Source organism: Mesorhizobium sp. M6A.T.Cr.TU.016.01.1.1 (assembly GCF_003952585.1).
In the GTDB taxonomy this organism is placed as follows: domain Bacteria; phylum Pseudomonadota; class Alphaproteobacteria; order Rhizobiales; family Rhizobiaceae; genus Mesorhizobium; species Mesorhizobium mediterraneum.
This window is the reverse complement of sequence record NZ_CP034452.1, coordinates 5,172,645-5,189,160: the sequence shown is the minus strand read 5'-3', so window position 1 is coordinate 5,189,160 and position 16,516 is coordinate 5,172,645. Positions and strand designations below refer to the sequence as shown.

The window sequence follows — 16,516 nt, the reverse complement described above, 5'->3', positions numbered from 1 at the left end:
GTTGCGTAGATGCCGATTCATTTCTTGACTTGAATAATCATGTTTATTAGTCAGTGCAATACCGGACTAAGTGAGTCAAGATTTAAGACGCCGGACACGACGAAAAATGCCAGCAAGCTTCAAGCCAGCCAGCATCGAACCAGGTATTTTGGAGTTGGGGCATGGGGTTGGCGAATTGGGGACGGCTGGGGCTGGCGAATAGCAGCCCAGGTCCGGCGCGTCGAGGTCCGGCGCATCGATCGATGGCAAAGGGCCGGTCTATGGCAACGGGAATCGCCGCATTGCTGGCGGGTGCTGCGGCGATCGCTCTGCTCACGCCGTCAGCCAACGCTCAACAGGCCGCCCAACCGGCAACAGACCAGCAGCAGGCCGAACAGGCGCAGGCGCCTGAAGACGCCGGGCCGGCTCCCGCAGGCGCAACGCTGCTCGACCAGATCCTGGTCATCAGCCGCACCGGCGAGACGGCGATCGATTCCCTGGCTTCGGTCAGTCATGTCGATCAGGAGCAATTGGAACGCCGCATGGCGACCACGCCTAACGAAATGCTGTTGGGTGTGCCGGGTGTAGCGGCCCAGACAGATGCAAGGCGCGTCAGTTCCAGCATCAATATCCGTGGCTTACAGGATTTTGGCCGCGTCGCTGTGATCGTCGACGGCGCGCGGCAGAATTTCCAGCGCTCCGACCACGGCACGCAATCCACCTTCTATATCGACCCGGAGCTCATCAAATCTGTCGACGTCATCCGCGGCCCGGTCGCCAACACCTACGGCTCGGGCGCCATCGGCGGCGTCGTCTTGTTCGAGACCAAGGACGCGGAAGACTATCTTCGCGACGGCGAGACATGGGCGGCGTCTGCGACTGGGCGCTTCGAGAGCAATGGCGAAGGCTGGACGACCAGCGCCGCCGGTGCTTACCGTTTCAATGAAAACTGGGATGTCCTCGGCAACATCGTCTATCGCGACTATGACGACTACAAGGATGGCGGCGGCGATACGGTGAACGGCACCGGCTTCGACGTCTTGAGTGGCCTGCTCAAGACGACCATCCGCCCCACTGAAAACAGCGAACTGAAGCTGGGCTGGAATGGCACGAGCGACGGGTGGAACGAGGTCAGCGGCGGCACGGCGGTGAATGATGTCGACCTGAAAGCGAACACCTTCTCGGGCCGCTACAACATCACCGACGAAGACAAGAGCTGGCTCGATCTCCACATCAACGCCTCCTACAACAAGACCGACATGAAAATGACAAGCCTTGTCCCGCAAAACCGGTTTGATCCAGTCACCGGTCTTCCCATCGTCTTGCCGGCGGGTTCGATGTCGACCTTCGATATCGGCACTTCGGGCATCGACATCTGGAACACCTCGCGGTTCGAGACCGCCGGCATTGCGCACGAGCTGACCTACGGTGGCGACTGGGTTGGCGACGACGTCGAGACGGGTGGTGCCGCAGGCGGCGCCAGTTTCTATACCCCTTCGGGAAAGCGAAACGTTTCCGGCGCTTACGTCCAGGACAAGCTCACATGGGACTGGCTCGAAGTCATCGCCGGGCTGCGTTACGACAGCTACAAGCTCGAAAGCGATGTCGGCGAAACCTCCGGCGACCGGCTGTCGCCGCGCATCACCGTCGGCGTCTCGCCATTCGAAACCGCCAGTCTTTCGGGACTGCAATTTTACGGCACCTATGCGGAGGGATATCGCTCCCCGTCGCTGTCGGAAACCCTCATCAGTGGCAATCATCCGGCAGGCGTCAGCTTTCCGTTTCTCCCCAATCCCGATCTGAAGCCTGAAACCGGCAAGACCGTCGAATTCGGCGTCAACTACAAGCAGGACGACATCCTCGAAGCCGGCGACGCGTTTCGTTTCAAGGCGGCCTACTTCAACAACGACGTCGACGACTACATCGACGGTGTAACGCTATCGGCATTCGACCCAACCAGCGGCTGCCCATTCGGCCCCGGCATCCCGATCTGCTTCCAGTACCAGAACTTCGCAAAAGCCAAGATCCGCGGCTTTGAAATGGAAGCTGTCTATGACGCCAGCTGGGGTTTCGCCGGGCTGTCGGCCTCGATCATCGATGGCCACACCATCTCCTATGAAGGCGAGCGGGCAGACCTCGTCACCGTCCCGTCGTCCCAGGTCACCGCCCAACTCGGCTTCCGCTTTCTGGAGGACAAGCTGACCGTCGGCGGCGAGGTGCAGTACAATGGCAAGCCAAAGGGCAACGCAGTGGCCAAGGACTACACGCTGGTCAATGCCTTCGCCAGCTATCAGGCGACCGACAATTTCAAAGTCGACTTCCGCGCCGACAATTTGTTCGACGTGAAATACACCAATCCGTTGAATGCATCGGCCACGAGTGTAATTTACGAGCCCGGCGTCACGCTGAAGCTGGCGGCGACAATGCGATTTGGAGGCTGACGACAATGGCAAGCTTGACGGCATCGCTTCGCCTGCTGACCTCGGTGCTGGCAATGCCGCTTGTGATGGGTCCGGCGTGGGCGCAAGAGTCCGCGCCGGCCCCTGGTCTCACGCTTGAACTCAACGGCGCACAACCCTCCGAAAAGGGCTGCCGTTTGACGTTCGTGGTCAACAACACTCTCGGCGCCGATCTCTCGAAAGCGGCGTTCGAGATCGCGCTGTTCAACGAGGCCGGCGTCGTCGACCGGCTGACCGTGCTCGATTTCAAGGACCTGCCGGCGGGCAAGACCAAGGTGACGCGTTTCGATCTTGCCGGCGCCGACTGCGCCAAGGTCAGCCGCGTGCTGATCAACAGCGCGACCGAATGCGCCGGAACCGGCATCGAGCCGGATGCTTGCATGCGCAGGCTGAAGACCGAGACCAAGACCGGCATCGCCTTCGGGGTCTGAGAAGACAGTGGGGCTGGAGCCCGCACTCGGACGGAACATCGTGGCATGGCCGCTGGCCGGACCGTTGCCGCCGAGGGCAAATGATCTTGATTTGACAAGCGGGCCGCTGCAGTTTCCGTTCCGCGACATGCAGGAAATCAGTCCCCTCCCTAACGTCGGCGGCGAGCTGGCCATAGCACCGGCCGAGCCCCAGGCGACGCCATTTGCCCGGAACCGCAAGTGGGTGCTGGCGATTGTCACTTCCTGCCTTCTCCACGCCGCGGTGGCGGCGGTTTTCCTGTTATCGCCGGCCGGGACATTTGACTTCCAGGATGCCACTCAGTCGGAAGGCAGCGATCAGTCGGGCGCCAACGTGGTTGGCAGCGCACTGGATCGGGAAGCGCAGGCAATGAAGGTCACATTGGTGCCGAACCCGCAGCCGACCAAACCAGCGGCGGCAAAGAAACCGGTGCCGCCAACAATGCCTCCTCAGCCCGCCAAAGAAGCGACGAAGCCGCCCCTTGAACCTTCCCCGGAAGCTGTCAAACAGTCGGCGGCCCTGCCAGACATATTGGCGTCCGGGGTCTCCGATGACCAGAGCGCGGCCCCAAAGAGCCCAGTACAACCAACTGTTCAGACAGAAAGCACCAAAGCGCCTGCTGTGTTTGCCGGGCAGCCGCCGATCCCCAGCGCCAGACCAAGCCCACCAATGCCTCCTTCAAGGACAAGCGAAGCAGATGAGAAGCGCGGCACGGCAGATGGCCGGGACCGCTCTGCTCGGGCGGCGAGTAAGGGCAAGAGACAAAATGAAGCAGGTATTGCGGCGGAATCCAGCTACCGCAGCGACGTCATAAGAAAGCTCAGCCGTGTCAATCGCAGCGTCCCGCCGTCGGTGCAAGCAACCGCCCGCAACAATGCAATTGTCACATTCGTCATTGGCAGCCGTGGCGGCATCAATGAGCTGCGCATCCTAGAGAGTTCTGGTTCGGAAGATTTCGATCAGGTCGTGCTCGGTATCGTGAGGAAGGCAGCCCCCTTTCCTCCCATCCCGACAAAGGTCGGCAACAATCTGGTGTTTACAGGTGCGATCGGTCCGTTTTGAGAATCTTCACCTCGTCGTTTCCATCTACGGTCACAGTTCACCAATCCCGAAAGGACAGCCAATGTACATCGCCATGAACCGATTCAAAGTCCAGAACGGCTCTGAGGACGCCTTCGAGGACGTCTGGAAGAACCGTGATTCGAGCCTATCGGAGATGAAAGGTTTCAAGGAATTTCATCTGCTGCGCGGTCCGGTCAACGAGGCCGAAGGTTACACGCTGTTCGCCTCGCACACCGTATGGGCGAGCCATGAGGATTTCGTCGCCTGGACCAAATCCGAGAATTTCCGCGCGGCGCACCGCAATACCGGCACCACCAAGGTGCACTATCTCGGCCATCCGCAGTTCGAAGGCTTTTCGGTCGTCGAGGGCGCGTGACATGGCCTTGCCCGCAGCCGACCCGGCGCGCAGCATTCCCGTGCTGCCCTCGCCCGACATCAAGGCGACGCGCGATTTCTACCGCGACCAGCTCGGTTTCGGCATCGTCGGGCCCGAGATGGACGACTATCTCATCATGCGCCGCAACGAGATGGAGATTCACTTCTGGAAGAGCGACGACCGCAAGCTGCCGGAAGTGTCGTCCTGCTACATCAGAGGCGGCGAGGTGCCGGCGCTGCATGCCGAATTTTCGGCGCGCGGCGTCGAGAAACTCAGCCCTTTCACCGTTCGCCCGTGGAACATGAAGGAATTCTATGTCTGGGACCCGCATGGCAATCTGCTGAGGTTCGGCTGCGCGCCCGAAGAAGTGTGAAGCTTCCGGGCCTGCCGGTTCTCAGGCCTTGCCGAACAATCGTCGCAGCGCCCAAACCAGGCGCTTGGCGAAGCGCTTGCGCAGCCGTCGCAAACGGCTTCGGCGACCAAGAAATGGCATGACACGCGGATCGTCGCCGAGGCTGCCAAACCGCTTGGCGTGCTGCGACAGGAATCCGGGCACAAAACCCCGGCCATTGGCGGCGGCGAGCTGCTCTGCACTGGCCACGACATAGTCGACGATATCATTCGCCATGACCATCTCATGCGCTCGGTATGCCAGCGATTGCTGCACATTGCCGCCGGTGTAGGCGATGTTGGTGGATGCGTTGGCCCCGTGCAGGCGGTAGAGGCCGAGACATTCCGACAGGAGCAGGCTGCCGGCCGCCAGATGCGCACATGTCGCCGCGAGATAGTCGGTCCCTATCCTGGCCTTGAACGGGAACGCCAGAACCGGTTCCAGCGCGGCGCGCCGAAAGACCATCGACGATGTCGGCGCCCACATCCAGCCATAGGCGCCGGGCTTGAAATACGTGATCGGATGGTCCGAAGCATAGCCGATCTCCGGCGCCATCGCGCCAAGCTGTTTGCCGGGGATGATGCCGACGCCAGGTCCGTCCAGACTGGAACGCGGCTTTCGCAATTGAATGTAGGTGCCAGCCAGCAAGCTGCGATCGCGGTCGACCAGAAAGACATCGGAACTGGACAGCGATGCCGGGCGCATCGCATTCAAATGGGCCGCAAGGTGCGCCACGAGAAAATTCGGCAACCAGATATCGTCGGCATCGAGAAACGCCACGAACGGCGCGTCGCCCGCGGCAAAACCATCTCGGAAAGATTCAAGCTGGCCGCCATTTTGCGAACGCGCCAACAGGCTGAAGCGCGGGTCATCGATCGCTTCGAGCAGCCGGCGGATGTGATCGGCCGAGCCGTCGGTCGAAGCGTCGTCGACGATCACGCAGTGCCATTTCTGATAGGTCTGCACCAGGACCGAGCGGATCGCATCCTCGACATAGTCGCGATAATTGTGACAGGTGATGACCACGCCGACACGCGGAAGCTCAAACCGTGGTGGCTGCATCTGTTCGGCCTCGCCCCTATCGAGTTGCCCACTTGTTAGTCGACGTGGCTTCTTGTCAACACGCGGCACTTTCGCGGCGAGCGGGCCTTGGGGAATCTTACGCCGCAGCCAGCAGGCTGGCATTGCCGCCCGCAGCCGTGGTGTCGACGCAGACGGCGCGTTCATGCGCGTAGGCCGCCGGGTTGAGCACTTCGCTGACCAGCGGCACGATCGGGCCGGCGCGGTCGGCGATGACTTTCCGCACGATACGCGTGGCCTCGGGCGTGCCCGAAAAGGCGACGACGTCGACCCGCAGCGAGCGTGCCTCGACCGGGTCCGGACGGCCGTCGATGGCCGCAAGCGGCAGACCCTTGCCGGTCAATGCCGAGAGTGCCGCCGGCGCACCCGGTGCGACGGCGAGCACGGCATTGCCGGCCGCCAGCGCCTGGATCGCCTGGGCAAGCAGCGTGTCGGCGTCCGGTCCCAGGCAGAGCACACGGCCACGCGGCGACAGCGACAGCGTGTTGGCCTCGCCGGTCGGTCCGGGCAGATCGACCTGGCCGAAGTCGATGCTGGCGGCGGTGCCGATGGCCGCAGCACCCTTGCCGCGCAGATGCTTCCTCAGCACGGCAACGCGGTCCGCCCGCGTCGACCAGCCGCCAAGCGCTGGGTCTGGCAGATTGTCGGCAAGCTCTGTCGCCGTCACCTTGCAGCCGTCAAGAACAGGCGTGCCCGCCTGCGGTCCCTTGCGGAAGCGCCTGAGATAATGCGGCCCGCCGGCCTTCGGGCCGGTGCCGGAAAGCCCTTCCCCGCCGAACGGCTGCGAGCCGACCACGGCGCCGATCTGGTTGCGGTTGACATAGATATTGCCGGCATGGATGCCGTCGACGAAATGCTGGGCGCGGCCTTCGATGCGGGTATGCAGGCCGAAGGTCAGGCCATAACCCTTGCGGTTGATCGCGGCGATCACCGCATCGATGTCGTCGGCGTCGAAGCTGGCGACATGCAGCACCGGTCCGAACACCTCGCGCTCCATCTCCTCGATGCCCTTGACCCGAAAGACATGCGGCGCGACGAAGCGGCCGTTCTTCGGCGCTTCGAGCTTGGCGATCAGCCGGCCCTGCAGACCCATTTTGGTGCAATAGTCGCGGATCGATTTTTGTGCCTCATCGTCGATGACCGGGCCGACATCGGTTGAAATCTGCCAGGGATCGCCGAGACTGAGCGCTTCCATCGCTCCCTTCAGCATCTCCAGCATCTTCTTCTCGACGTCCTTCTGCACATAGAGCACGCGCAGCGCCGAGCAGCGCTGGCCGGCACTCTGGAAGGCCGAGGCAAGGATGTCGCGCACCGCTTGTTCGGGCAGCGCGGTGGAATCGACGATCATCGCGTTCAGCCCGCCGGTCTCGGCTATCAGCATCGCGTCGGGCGGCGCGGTCTCGGCCAACTGCTTTTCGATCAGCTTGGCGACCTCGGTCGAGCCGGTGAAGCAGACGCCGGCAATGCGCGGATCGGCGGTCAGCGGGCCACCGACCGAGGGACCATCGCCGGGCAAAAGCTGGATGACATCCTCCGGCACACCGGCTTCGCGCAGCAATTCGACGGCGCGGAAGGCAATCAGCGGCGTCTGCTCGGCCGGCTTGGCGATCACCGAATTGCCGGTGACGAGTGCTGCCGCGATCTGGCCGGTGAAGATGGCGAGCGGAAAATTCCACGGCGAGATGCAGGCGATCACCCCGCGCGCTTCCGTGCCCGGTTCGGCATTGGCCGCTTCGGCGGCGTAATAGCGCAGGAAATCGACCGCTTCGCGCACTTCGGCGACGCCGTCGGCCAGCGATTTGCCCGCTTCGCGGATAGCGAGCGCGAAGAATTCGACGGCGTTGGCTTCATAGAGATCGGCGGCGCGGTTGAGGATGGCGGCACGCTCGGCAACGGCACGCCTTGCCCATGCCGGCTGCGCCTCCACCGCGATGCGCACGGCGGTCGCGACCTGCTTGGCGCTGGCCTCGCTGACTGTGCCGACCACCTCGTCGGGTTTTGCCGGATTGACCACCGGACGCTGCTTGCCGTAGCCGGCGGCCCGCGTGATCGGCTTGGCGTGCCAGCGGTCCGGGCCGGAAAACTCGGTCTTCGCCTGGTCGATCGCGGCCAGGGTCACCGGATCAGTGATGTCGAATCCCGTCGAATTGCGTCGGCTGGCACCAAAGATCGCCGATGGTCGCGCGATCGCCGGATTGGCGGCGGGACCCTGTTTCTCGACGGTTTCGAGCGGGTCGCGGGCAATATCCTCCGGCTCGACCTCCTCGTCGGTGAGCTGGTGGACGAAGGAGGAGTTAGCGCCGTTCTCCAGCAGCCGGCGGACTAGGTAGGCAAGCAGGTCGGAATGCGCGCCGACCGGCGCATAGATGCGGCAGCGCGTGCCTTCAGCCCGCCGCACCGTCTCGTGCAGCGCTTCGCCCATGCCGTGCAGGCGCTGGAACTCGAAGGAGTCACGATCCCCGGCCATCGACAGGATGGCGGCGACGGTGTGGGCGTTGTGAGTGGCGAATTGCGGATAGATGCGGTCGGTCATCGACAAAAGCTTCTTCGCGCAGGCCAAGTAGGACACATCGGTGTTGGCCTTGCGGGTGAAGACCGGATAGCCGTCGAGCCCGAGCGTCTGCGCCCGCTTGATCTCGGTATCCCAATAGGCGCCCTTGACCAGCCGCACCATGATGGTGCGATCGTATTTCTTCGCCAGCGCATAGAGCCAGTCGATGGTGAAGGCTGCGCGCGGACCATACGCCTGGACGACGACGCCAAAACCGTTCCAGCCGGCAAGCTCCGGCTCGGCCAGCACCCGTTCGATGACGTCGAGCGACAGGTCGAGGCGATCGGCCTCCTCGGCGTCGACGTTGAGGCCCATGCGCGAATGACGCGCCGCCAGCGCCAGCGATAAAAGCCGCGCGGCCATCACAGGCAGCATCTTTTCCTTCTGCGTTATCTCATAGCGCGGGTGCAGCGCCGAAAGCTTGACCGAGATGCCATGGTTCTGGCGGATGTCAGGGCCGTTGGCGCCGGCATCGAGCGAGGAGATGGCGTCGGCATAGGCCTTGAGATAACGCAAGGCATCGGCCTCTGTTCGAGCCGCCTCGCCCAGCATATCGAAAGAATAGAGATAGCCCTTCTGGGTCATCGGCCGGCCGCGCTTGACGGCCTCGGCAATCGTGCGGCCGAGCACGAACTGCTCGCCCATTTCACGCATGGCGGCGGCGACTGCCTTGCGGATGACCGGCTCGCCCAGCCGGCGCACCATGGCGCGCAGCGTGCCTTCGATGCCGCCCTCGCCTTCGTCGAGCACCCGGCCTGTCAGCATCAGCGCCCAGGTCGACGCATTGATGAAGATCGAGCTCGACTCGCCTGAATGCGCCGACCAGTCATGCGGCGCGATCTTATCGGCGATGAGGTCATCCATCGTCTCGGTGTCGGGCACCCGCAGCAGCGCTTCGGCCAAGCACATAAGCGCGACGCCCTCCTTGGTGGAGAGGCCATAGGCGGACAGGAAGACCTCCATCAGCCGTGGATCGGACGAGCCGCGCACCGCCCGCACCAGATCGGCGGCGCGGGCCGAGATCGCCTTTCGGTCTTTCCCCGAAAGCCCCGTCGCCTCGGCCAGCCGCTTCACGGCCTCGTCTTCATCAGGCAAATAATTGGCACGGATCTGCTGGCGGATGGCTTCGAGCGCTGGCATGACGGTCCTGTAGAGCGAGCATCAGGGAGCGGGCCGGCGGTCACCGGGCCGAATGGCGCAAGCTAACATAAACCTTGATCTCAGTCGGTCCAAAGAAATCGACACGGCAGGCCGATTGATCTATCATGATGACTGATCCCCGCCAATTTGACCAGAATTTCAATGACAGAAGACCAATTGGACCGCATCGACAGGAACATCCTGTCGGCGCTAGGCAGCAATGGCCGGCTTTCCATGTCGGAACTCGCGGCAAAAGTCGGGCTGTCGAAGACGCCGGTGCAGGCGCGGGTCAAGCGGCTGGAAAAGGACGGCTTTATCAGGGGCTACCAGGCGATCATCGACCGCGAGCGCATGGGCGAAGGCCATGTCGCTTTCGTCCAGGTGAAACTGTCGGACACCCGCTCAGCCGCGCTCGATGCCTTCAACCGCGCGGTGCAGGCGGTGCCGGAGATCGAGCAGTGCCATATGATGGCGTCGAGCTTCGACTATCTGCTGAAGGTCCGCACCACGGACATCGCCGCCTATCGCCGTGTGCTCGGCGAGCGCATCTCGGCCCTGCCCCACGTCGCCCAGACCTCGACCTTCGTGGCAATGGAGACGGTGAAGGATCGGTAGGCGCGCTGTTGCGGTAACGTCGGCGGGACAGCGCCCCCCGAAAGCGGCGGTGACAGCCAATCTCCCCCCTCGTGGGGGAGATGTCCTGCCGGACAGAGGGGGGCGCGAAGGATCGCTACCGAGTAGCCTTTCTGAGCCGTTCACTCGGCCAGCGTCTTCAGGAACGCCACCACCGCCCCACGCTCGCGGTCCGAAAGCTGCAGTGGGTGGACCTCGGACACACCCTCGACACTGGTCGGCGCCTTCGAATAATGCGCCACCACTTCGTCAAGCGACGAGAACTGCCCGGCATGCATGTAAGGCGGCCGGGTGGCGGCGCCGCGCAGCGACGGTGTCTTGTAGGCGCGGACCAGTTCCGGTCCGACCTTGACCATGAAGCGCAGCTCGCCGCAGGCGCTGGCGTCGCCATCGCGAAAGGCGCCGAAACAGTTGAACGGATCGGCCTCGACTTGGCGTACCGCATCTATGCGGCCGCGATCCGGCGGCAAATTCGCAACCGGCGGCACGCCGGTGTTGTGAAAACTGCTGTCGGTGAAGCGCGGCCCGGTGTGGCATGTCACGCAACTGGCTTTGCCGATGAACAGTTTCAGCCCGAGGATTTCCTCAGGCGAAAAGGCATCGTCGCCTTGCGGCTGTATACCGGTAGCCAAGGCGGCGGCGAACCGGTCGAAGCGCGTCTGCGGCGGCGCGATCGATCGCTCGAAGGCGGCGATCGCCTTGCCGATATTGGCGAAGACGCGGTTGACGGCCTCGGCCTGCGCAGCGGACATGGCGTTCCACGCCGCTTTCTCGGCATCGCTGCCGAGCGGACTGGCATTGGCCGGCACGGTCGAAAGGTCGGGCAGCGGCCCGAAGATGCGCTCATAGCGCTCGCCGAATCGCGCCTTGATATAGTGCGCGTAGGCGGCGCGATTGCCGGCCTGCTCCAGCGGATTTTCCAGCGGCGTCAGCGCCTGTGCCCAAAGACTGTCGCGCCGCCCATCCCAGAAGAACCATGGATCATGCGCGACGCCGGCCAGCGGCATGGTGCGCCGGTTGGTGCGGCCGACGCCGACCGCTTGCGGCAGGTCGTCCTGGAACTGCCGGTCGATCTTGTGGCAGGTCGAGCAGGAAACCTTGCCATCGCCGCTCATCCCGACGTCGAAGAACAGCGTCGAGCCAAGCGCGGCGGCGGCCGGCACATCGGCGAAGCGGTTGGTGGTGTCGGTCTTCAGCGGCGGCAGCGCCGACAGCGCCAGTGAGGCGATGGTCTTCTTTTCGGCATCGGAAAACTCCGGCTTGACGCAGCCGGCAAGCACGGCCATCGCCAGCAGCGCGAGAAGACGCGAGAATCGGCTCATCTTGCTCTAGCGCTCACAGCAGCACATTGAAGACGACCGTGTCGGATCCGGCCGCCGCGGAAATGGCGAAATGCAATTGCCACAATCCGCTCATCGTGAATTTCACCCCGTCGATGCGATAGCACCCGTTGCCCAGGTAGTCGGTCGCCTGCGGGCTGGTCGGCAGGCCGTGCCTGTGCTGCGGCATGCCCCCGGAAATCGTGATCGCTGCCCCTTCCACCGGGGTTCCAGCGCCTGTCTTGAGGGTCAGCAGCCAGGATTGCAGCTCGCCTTGCCGGATAGCGCCCCGCTCCGGTTCGAAACTGGCCACAAACAGCCCGTGCGCTGTCTTTTTCGAGCGCGCAATCTCGGAGCTGGCAAGCCGAGGCGCTTGCGGCGCCGTCAGATAGACGGCGGCAAGAATGCCAGTCAGCAAGGCGGCCAGACCAAGACCTGCCAAAACATAACGCCATAACGATGCCAAACCGTTTCCTCTTCCGGAGATAACGTCTCGCTGGGCAGATTGCGTCCCGCCGCTCAGTTGAGAAAACACATCTGGCGCAAAATCCGCTGACGCCAAGCATGGCGCTGCCGGCCGCAAAAAGCTACAGCACCGGAATCACGCGGAGAGAGATACATGACAGGAAACGGCGTCGCCTCGATCGGTGAATGCATGCTCGAACTTTCAGGCCAGGCCGGGCCGAACTGGCGCATGGGCTTTGCCGGCGACACGTTCAACACGCTGTGGGCGCTGCATGCGCTGAGCGGCGACCGGCCGGCAACCTATGTGTCGGCCTTCGGCGACGACCCGTTCTCGCGCGATCAGATCGGTTTCTTCGCGCAAAACGGCATCGGCATCGGCGCCAGCCCGATCATCGCAGGCGCCCGGCCCGGCCTCTATGCGATCACGCTGACCGGCGCCGAACGCTCCTTCACCTATTGGCGCGGTGATGCGGCCGCACGGCAGCTTGCCTCCGACGCGGTCGCCTTGGCGAAAAGCCTTGAAAATCAGGCGCTTGTTTACTTCTCCGGAATCACTTTGGCAATTCTGGACGACGGCGCGCGCAAGTCCCTGCTGGCGGCGGTGGCCAAGGCGCGCGCCGCCGGCTCGCTTGTCGCCTTCGATCCCAACTACCGGCCACGGTTGTGGCGCCGGCGCGAGGAACCGCAGGCAGCGATCCTCGATGCGCTCGCAGTCACCGACATCGCGCTGCCGACCTTTCCCGACGAGCAAATGCTGTTCGGCGACGCCGCACCGCAGGCAACCGCCGAGCGGCTGGGAGAGCTGGTCGGCGAAGTCGTCGTCAAGAATGGCGAGGAGCCGGCACTGATCGCCGCAAGCGGAATGCTACGGCCCGTTGCGGCCGTGCATGTCGCCGCCCCCGTCGACACGACCGGCGCCGGCGATTCCTTCAATGGGGCCTATCTCGCCGCCCGGCTGGCCGGCCATGCCCCGACCGAGGCCGTGCTGCGCGCGCATCGCGTCGCCGCGGCTGTCGTCCAGGTGCGCGGCGCGCTGGCGCCGTTCGAGACGTTAAGGGCAGCGTTCGAAGATTAGCATCAAAACGCAAGCAGACCGGCTGCCGCCAATGGGCGACAACGTTGCAGCCCAAGGCGTGGTTTATCCGCGCTTTTCGATGACGCCATAAAGGACGTTGCGGTTTTCGCCAAAGAACACCTGCGCCTCGACGGTGTTGCGGTCGACGCTGGCATTGATGATGTCCCACATATCGGCCTCCGACCGCAGCAGCAGCACCCAGTTCATGAACGTCTCCCGGTAGCCGGCGTCGGGGTTGCCCTCTGCGTAGTTCGCGAACAGGAATGTCCCGTTCGGCTTCAACATCTGCAGGCAAGTCTTCGTGAGCTTCACGGCGACGTTGTGCGCAAGGTAATCGTAGAGGCCAGAGGCGTAGATGAAGTCGAACTTGCCAAGCTTGTGGCCCCTCGTGAGCACGGTTCGTACCGAGCCGTCGATGGCCTCGACCGCGGTGCCCTGGAAGTCGCGGTTGATCAACCCAACGCTCTGAGGATCCTGATCGAGCGCAACCCAGCGCTTGAGACGGCCCTCTTGTAAGGCGGCCGAGCGATTGGCCTCCCGTAAATGGCCGGCCGCAATCGCCAGGACCTCGGCTTGCGGTCCATTCTTGGCCGCAGTCTCATCGACATACCGGGTTAAAAGATCGCGTCGCTCCCGTGCTGCGATGCACGACGGTACATCCTTGGTGTGGCTATAGAGTGCCTTGCCGATCTCCGAGGCGCTTGCCACGCTCTCGGCCACGTGCGGATCACAATAGATATAGTCGAGCAACTGCGCGTCACCAGAATAACCTCTTGGCTTGTCATGGGACCACCGCGTGAGCGGATCCTCGAGAAAGTACTCCAAGATCGGGTGGTTCTGCACTACCGGTATCAATGCTTGCCAAACGTCCGGATGAACCTTGGAACGGGTTGCGTCGAGGTACGACATCAGCCGACGGATGATCTCCGCCGGGTCCTTTCGTTGCTCGACTTGCTGGTGTGTCGCGTGGAGAATGAGCGCAAGCTCTACGCGGGCGGTTTCGAACGCTTCGCTATGAGGCTCGAGCTTTCTTCGAGGGAGACTGGCGGCGATCATCTCGGCAGTAATCAGACTTTTGCCATCAAGGATGGTTGCCACCGCAGACTCCATAATTACAATTAGTTAGATATTATCTAGATATTGCGTAAAATTTTATCTTTGCCAAGGCGCATCACCGGCATTTTAGCGGTGTCGTTAATTTCCCGCCAACCATCCTAGGTCTTTGGACGCCTTGCCGGTCGGATTCCCGATACGAGTTAACGAAAACCTATTTGCGCGACTGCATATTGCTTGCGAGGCGCCGCAATCGCTGTCGCCTGAGGAGTCGGCCGGCGTGGGGGCAGAAGCTAAAAATGAGTTCGGAATACAAAGCCCGGTTCAAATGGGGTTTGTGGTGACGAGCGACTCCGCGTCATTCGCATTGGCCGATATAGCCGATGCGGAACCGTTCGAACCGCGCTACGAGCCGCGGTCCGACGAACTCCGCAACCTCTACCGAAAGGAATCCCAAGCGACGCGACGAACGGACGCTAGGCCAGGGCTATGGATCGCCGTTGCCATCTATCTGCTGTTTTCAGCAACCGATCTGCTGCTGATTCCGGATGTGGCAATCTACACGATCACGGCACGCTTCGTGGTCGGAGTGACTGCGCTCCTGATCTTGGAAGCACAACTTCGCCAGGGAGTCGGAACGGAATGGATTGACGTGACTTGCGCCGGAGCCATCATCTTTGGCTATGTTGGCTGGTTGTGCCCAGCGGTTATGGGTGCGGACAAGGAAAGCGTCTCTTATTATATGGTTTTCGGCACCATCTTCATGATGAGCGCTAATCTATTTTTCACATTTAAATTCAACGTGTCTATTGTAACTTCTGCTATAATATTGGTAATTTTGTATATCGTAAACTATTTTGTGCCATCCACATTAACTTACAAAATGGTATTTGGAACCTTCTATATCTCATGCTTCACATTTACATCTTACGTAAACTGGAAGCTGAACGAGGAGCGCTACAACGTCTTCCTGAATGCCCTCGAAGCCAAAATCCAGCACAAGGAAGCCACCGAGCGCGGACAGGCGCTGTTGAACCTGTCGAGAACCGATCCGCTTACAGGTCTGGAGAATCGGCGGGCGATTGACGAGAAGCTGCGGGACTACTGGAGCGACTGGCAGAGGTCTGGCAGCAGTTTTGTGGCGATCCTCATCGACGTGGACTTCTTCAAAAGGTTCAATGACTTTTACGGGCATCAAGAAGGTGACCGCTGCCTGATTCTTGTCGCCAATGCCCTTGCCGATATGATTAAGCAGCACAATGGCTCAATCGGCCGCTACGGCGGGGAAGAATTCATTGTCCTGGCGCGCATGGAGAAAAGAGAACAGGTCGCAGATATTGTGGAAGCCATCCGAAGCACGGTGGAGAACCTCGCGCTTCCCCACGAGCACCGGAGAGACGGTACCTCGGTTGTAACGGTGAGCGTTGGCGCTGCCTTCACCAGGGTCCAGACCGGCGCCAAGCTGGAAAAAATCATCCACGAGGCCGACCGCGCGCTCTATCTGGCAAAAGCAGGCGGTCGAAATTGTACGTGGCTGTTCGATCCAAACGATCCCCAGAGCAGCGATGAGAGCGAGAATATTGCGGCTTTGCTGAAGATCGCGATCGGCCAGGATCTCGTTTCACTCGTCTATCAGCCTATCCAAAATGTCGCGTCGGGCCGAGTTGAAGCCGTCGAGGCTCTGATGCGCCTCAAAATGCTGGATGGCACGTCGGTTCCGCCGAGCCTCTTCATTCCCGTCGCGGAACGAACTGGCGCTGTCCTGGCGCTCGGGCGCTGGGCAATTAGGACAGTGTGCACTGAGCTTCTGGCGGACGATCACGTCCGTGTCGTCAGCGTCAACGTCTCTCCAATTCAGCTCAAGACTCCCGGCTTCGCAACCTCTGTTGCGGCCATTTTGAGCGAGACCGGCGTAGCCGGCAGCAGGCTGGCCTTCGAAATCACCGAAGGGCTCGAGATGGAGATGCACTCCGACATTCTTCGCTGCATCAGCGACCTAAAGCTGCTAGGGATCAGGATATGGCTTGATGACTTTGGGACCGGCTTCGCGGGCCTCTCATGGCTTCGTCTAATCGATTTCGATACTGTGAAGATTGACCGCTCGTTTCTTCATGATTGCGGCTCCCCCAGAGGCAAGGCAATGCTGCAAGACATTATTGCGCTGGTCCGAAATCGCGGCCATAAAATCCTGGTCGAAGGGGTGGAAACCGACAAGCAGATGGCCTTCATACGTGAATTCGACATAGATGAAATCCAAGGCTTTCATGTCGGCCGCCCTGCTCCCGCCGCGAGCTTTCGAGCGAGACCGGCCACCCACAAACGCCCTTTTCTGGTCGTTAAGTCCGCATGAATAGCGGCAGAGCGATCTGAGTAGCTGCAAGCCGTCGCCGCCGCAGAAGCGCGCTGAAGACCGGGCACTATTTAACTCACAATCGAACTCACTCAGGAGCGGGCGGCGGATCGGTGGCCCTCAGACCGGCCGT

13 protein-coding genes are annotated in these 16,516 nt (G+C 61.9%); 8 read left to right on the top strand and 5 right to left on the bottom strand.

Features of this window, described 5'->3' with window-relative positions:
* Window positions 1–260 precede the first annotated feature (260 nt).
* The 5 genes from EJ075_RS25185 (at window position 261) to EJ075_RS25165 (ending at window position 4,699) form a co-directional block, all read left to right on the top strand.
* A complete protein-coding gene (locus EJ075_RS25185; RefSeq protein ID WP_245458006.1) occupies window positions 261–2,420 on the top strand; it encodes a TonB-dependent hemoglobin/transferrin/lactoferrin family receptor in 2,160 nt (719 codons plus the stop codon).
* 5 nt (window positions 2,421–2,425) lie between these two features.
* Window positions 2,426–2,869: a hypothetical protein gene (locus EJ075_RS25180; protein WP_126106173.1), complete on the top strand. Its 444-nt coding sequence runs from the start codon at window positions 2,426–2,428 to the stop codon at window positions 2,867–2,869.
* Window positions 2,870–2,909: 40 nt separating this feature from the next.
* Window positions 2,910–3,950 carry a TonB family protein gene (locus tag EJ075_RS25175; protein WP_348627337.1) on the top strand — a complete coding sequence of 347 codons (1,041 nt, stop codon included), beginning with the start codon at window positions 2,910–2,912 and terminating at the stop codon, window positions 3,948–3,950.
* 61 nt (window positions 3,951–4,011) lie between these two features.
* Window positions 4,012–4,326, top strand: coding sequence for an antibiotic biosynthesis monooxygenase (locus tag EJ075_RS25170; RefSeq protein WP_126106172.1), 315 nt, complete (start codon window positions 4,012–4,014; stop codon window positions 4,324–4,326).
* Window position 4,327: 1 nt separating this feature from the next.
* Complete coding sequence (locus EJ075_RS25165) at window positions 4,328–4,699, top strand: VOC family protein (RefSeq protein WP_126106171.1); 372 nt, start codon at window positions 4,328–4,330, stop codon at window positions 4,697–4,699.
* 21 nt (window positions 4,700–4,720) lie between these two features.
* On the opposite strand, the gene EJ075_RS25160 is transcribed toward EJ075_RS25165, so the two are convergent.
* Both EJ075_RS25160 and putA read right to left on the bottom strand, forming a co-directional pair.
* A complete protein-coding gene (locus EJ075_RS25160; RefSeq protein ID WP_126106170.1) occupies window positions 4,721–5,779 on the bottom strand; it encodes a glycosyltransferase in 1,059 nt (352 codons plus the stop codon).
* Window positions 5,780–5,876: 97 nt separating this feature from the next.
* Window positions 5,877–9,488, bottom strand: coding sequence for a bifunctional proline dehydrogenase/L-glutamate gamma-semialdehyde dehydrogenase PutA (gene putA / locus EJ075_RS25155; RefSeq protein WP_126106169.1), 3,612 nt, complete (start codon window positions 9,486–9,488; stop codon window positions 5,877–5,879).
* Between the two features lie 162 nt (window positions 9,489–9,650).
* Between putA and EJ075_RS25150 the strand changes: the two genes are divergently transcribed.
* On the top strand, window positions 9,651–10,103 hold the full coding sequence (locus EJ075_RS25150) for an Lrp/AsnC ligand binding domain-containing protein (RefSeq protein ID WP_023676441.1): 453 nt from the start codon (window positions 9,651–9,653) through the stop codon (window positions 10,101–10,103).
* A gap of 140 nt (window positions 10,104–10,243) precedes the next feature.
* On the opposite strand, the gene EJ075_RS25145 is transcribed toward EJ075_RS25150, so the two are convergent.
* Window positions 10,244–11,443, bottom strand: a complete 1,200-nt coding sequence (locus EJ075_RS25145; RefSeq protein WP_126106168.1) for a cytochrome c peroxidase — start codon at window positions 11,441–11,443, stop codon at window positions 10,244–10,246.
* Between the two features lie 13 nt (window positions 11,444–11,456).
* On the bottom strand, window positions 11,457–11,906 hold the full coding sequence (locus EJ075_RS25140) for a FixH family protein (RefSeq protein WP_126107451.1): 450 nt from the start codon (window positions 11,904–11,906) through the stop codon (window positions 11,457–11,459).
* 153 nt (window positions 11,907–12,059) lie between these two features.
* Between EJ075_RS25140 and EJ075_RS25135 the strand changes: the two genes are divergently transcribed.
* A complete protein-coding gene (locus EJ075_RS25135; RefSeq protein WP_126106167.1) occupies window positions 12,060–12,980 on the top strand; it encodes a sugar kinase in 921 nt (306 codons plus the stop codon).
* A gap of 63 nt (window positions 12,981–13,043) precedes the next feature.
* On the opposite strand, the gene EJ075_RS25130 is transcribed toward EJ075_RS25135, so the two are convergent.
* Window positions 13,044–14,090, bottom strand: a complete 1,047-nt coding sequence (locus EJ075_RS25130; RefSeq protein ID WP_206437508.1) for a class I SAM-dependent methyltransferase — start codon at window positions 14,088–14,090, stop codon at window positions 13,044–13,046.
* 271 nt (window positions 14,091–14,361) lie between these two features.
* Between EJ075_RS25130 and EJ075_RS25125 the strand changes: the two genes are divergently transcribed.
* A complete protein-coding gene (locus EJ075_RS25125) occupies window positions 14,362–16,383 on the top strand; it encodes an EAL domain-containing protein (protein ID WP_126107450.1) in 2,022 nt (673 codons plus the stop codon).
* Window positions 16,384–16,516 lie beyond the last annotated feature (133 nt).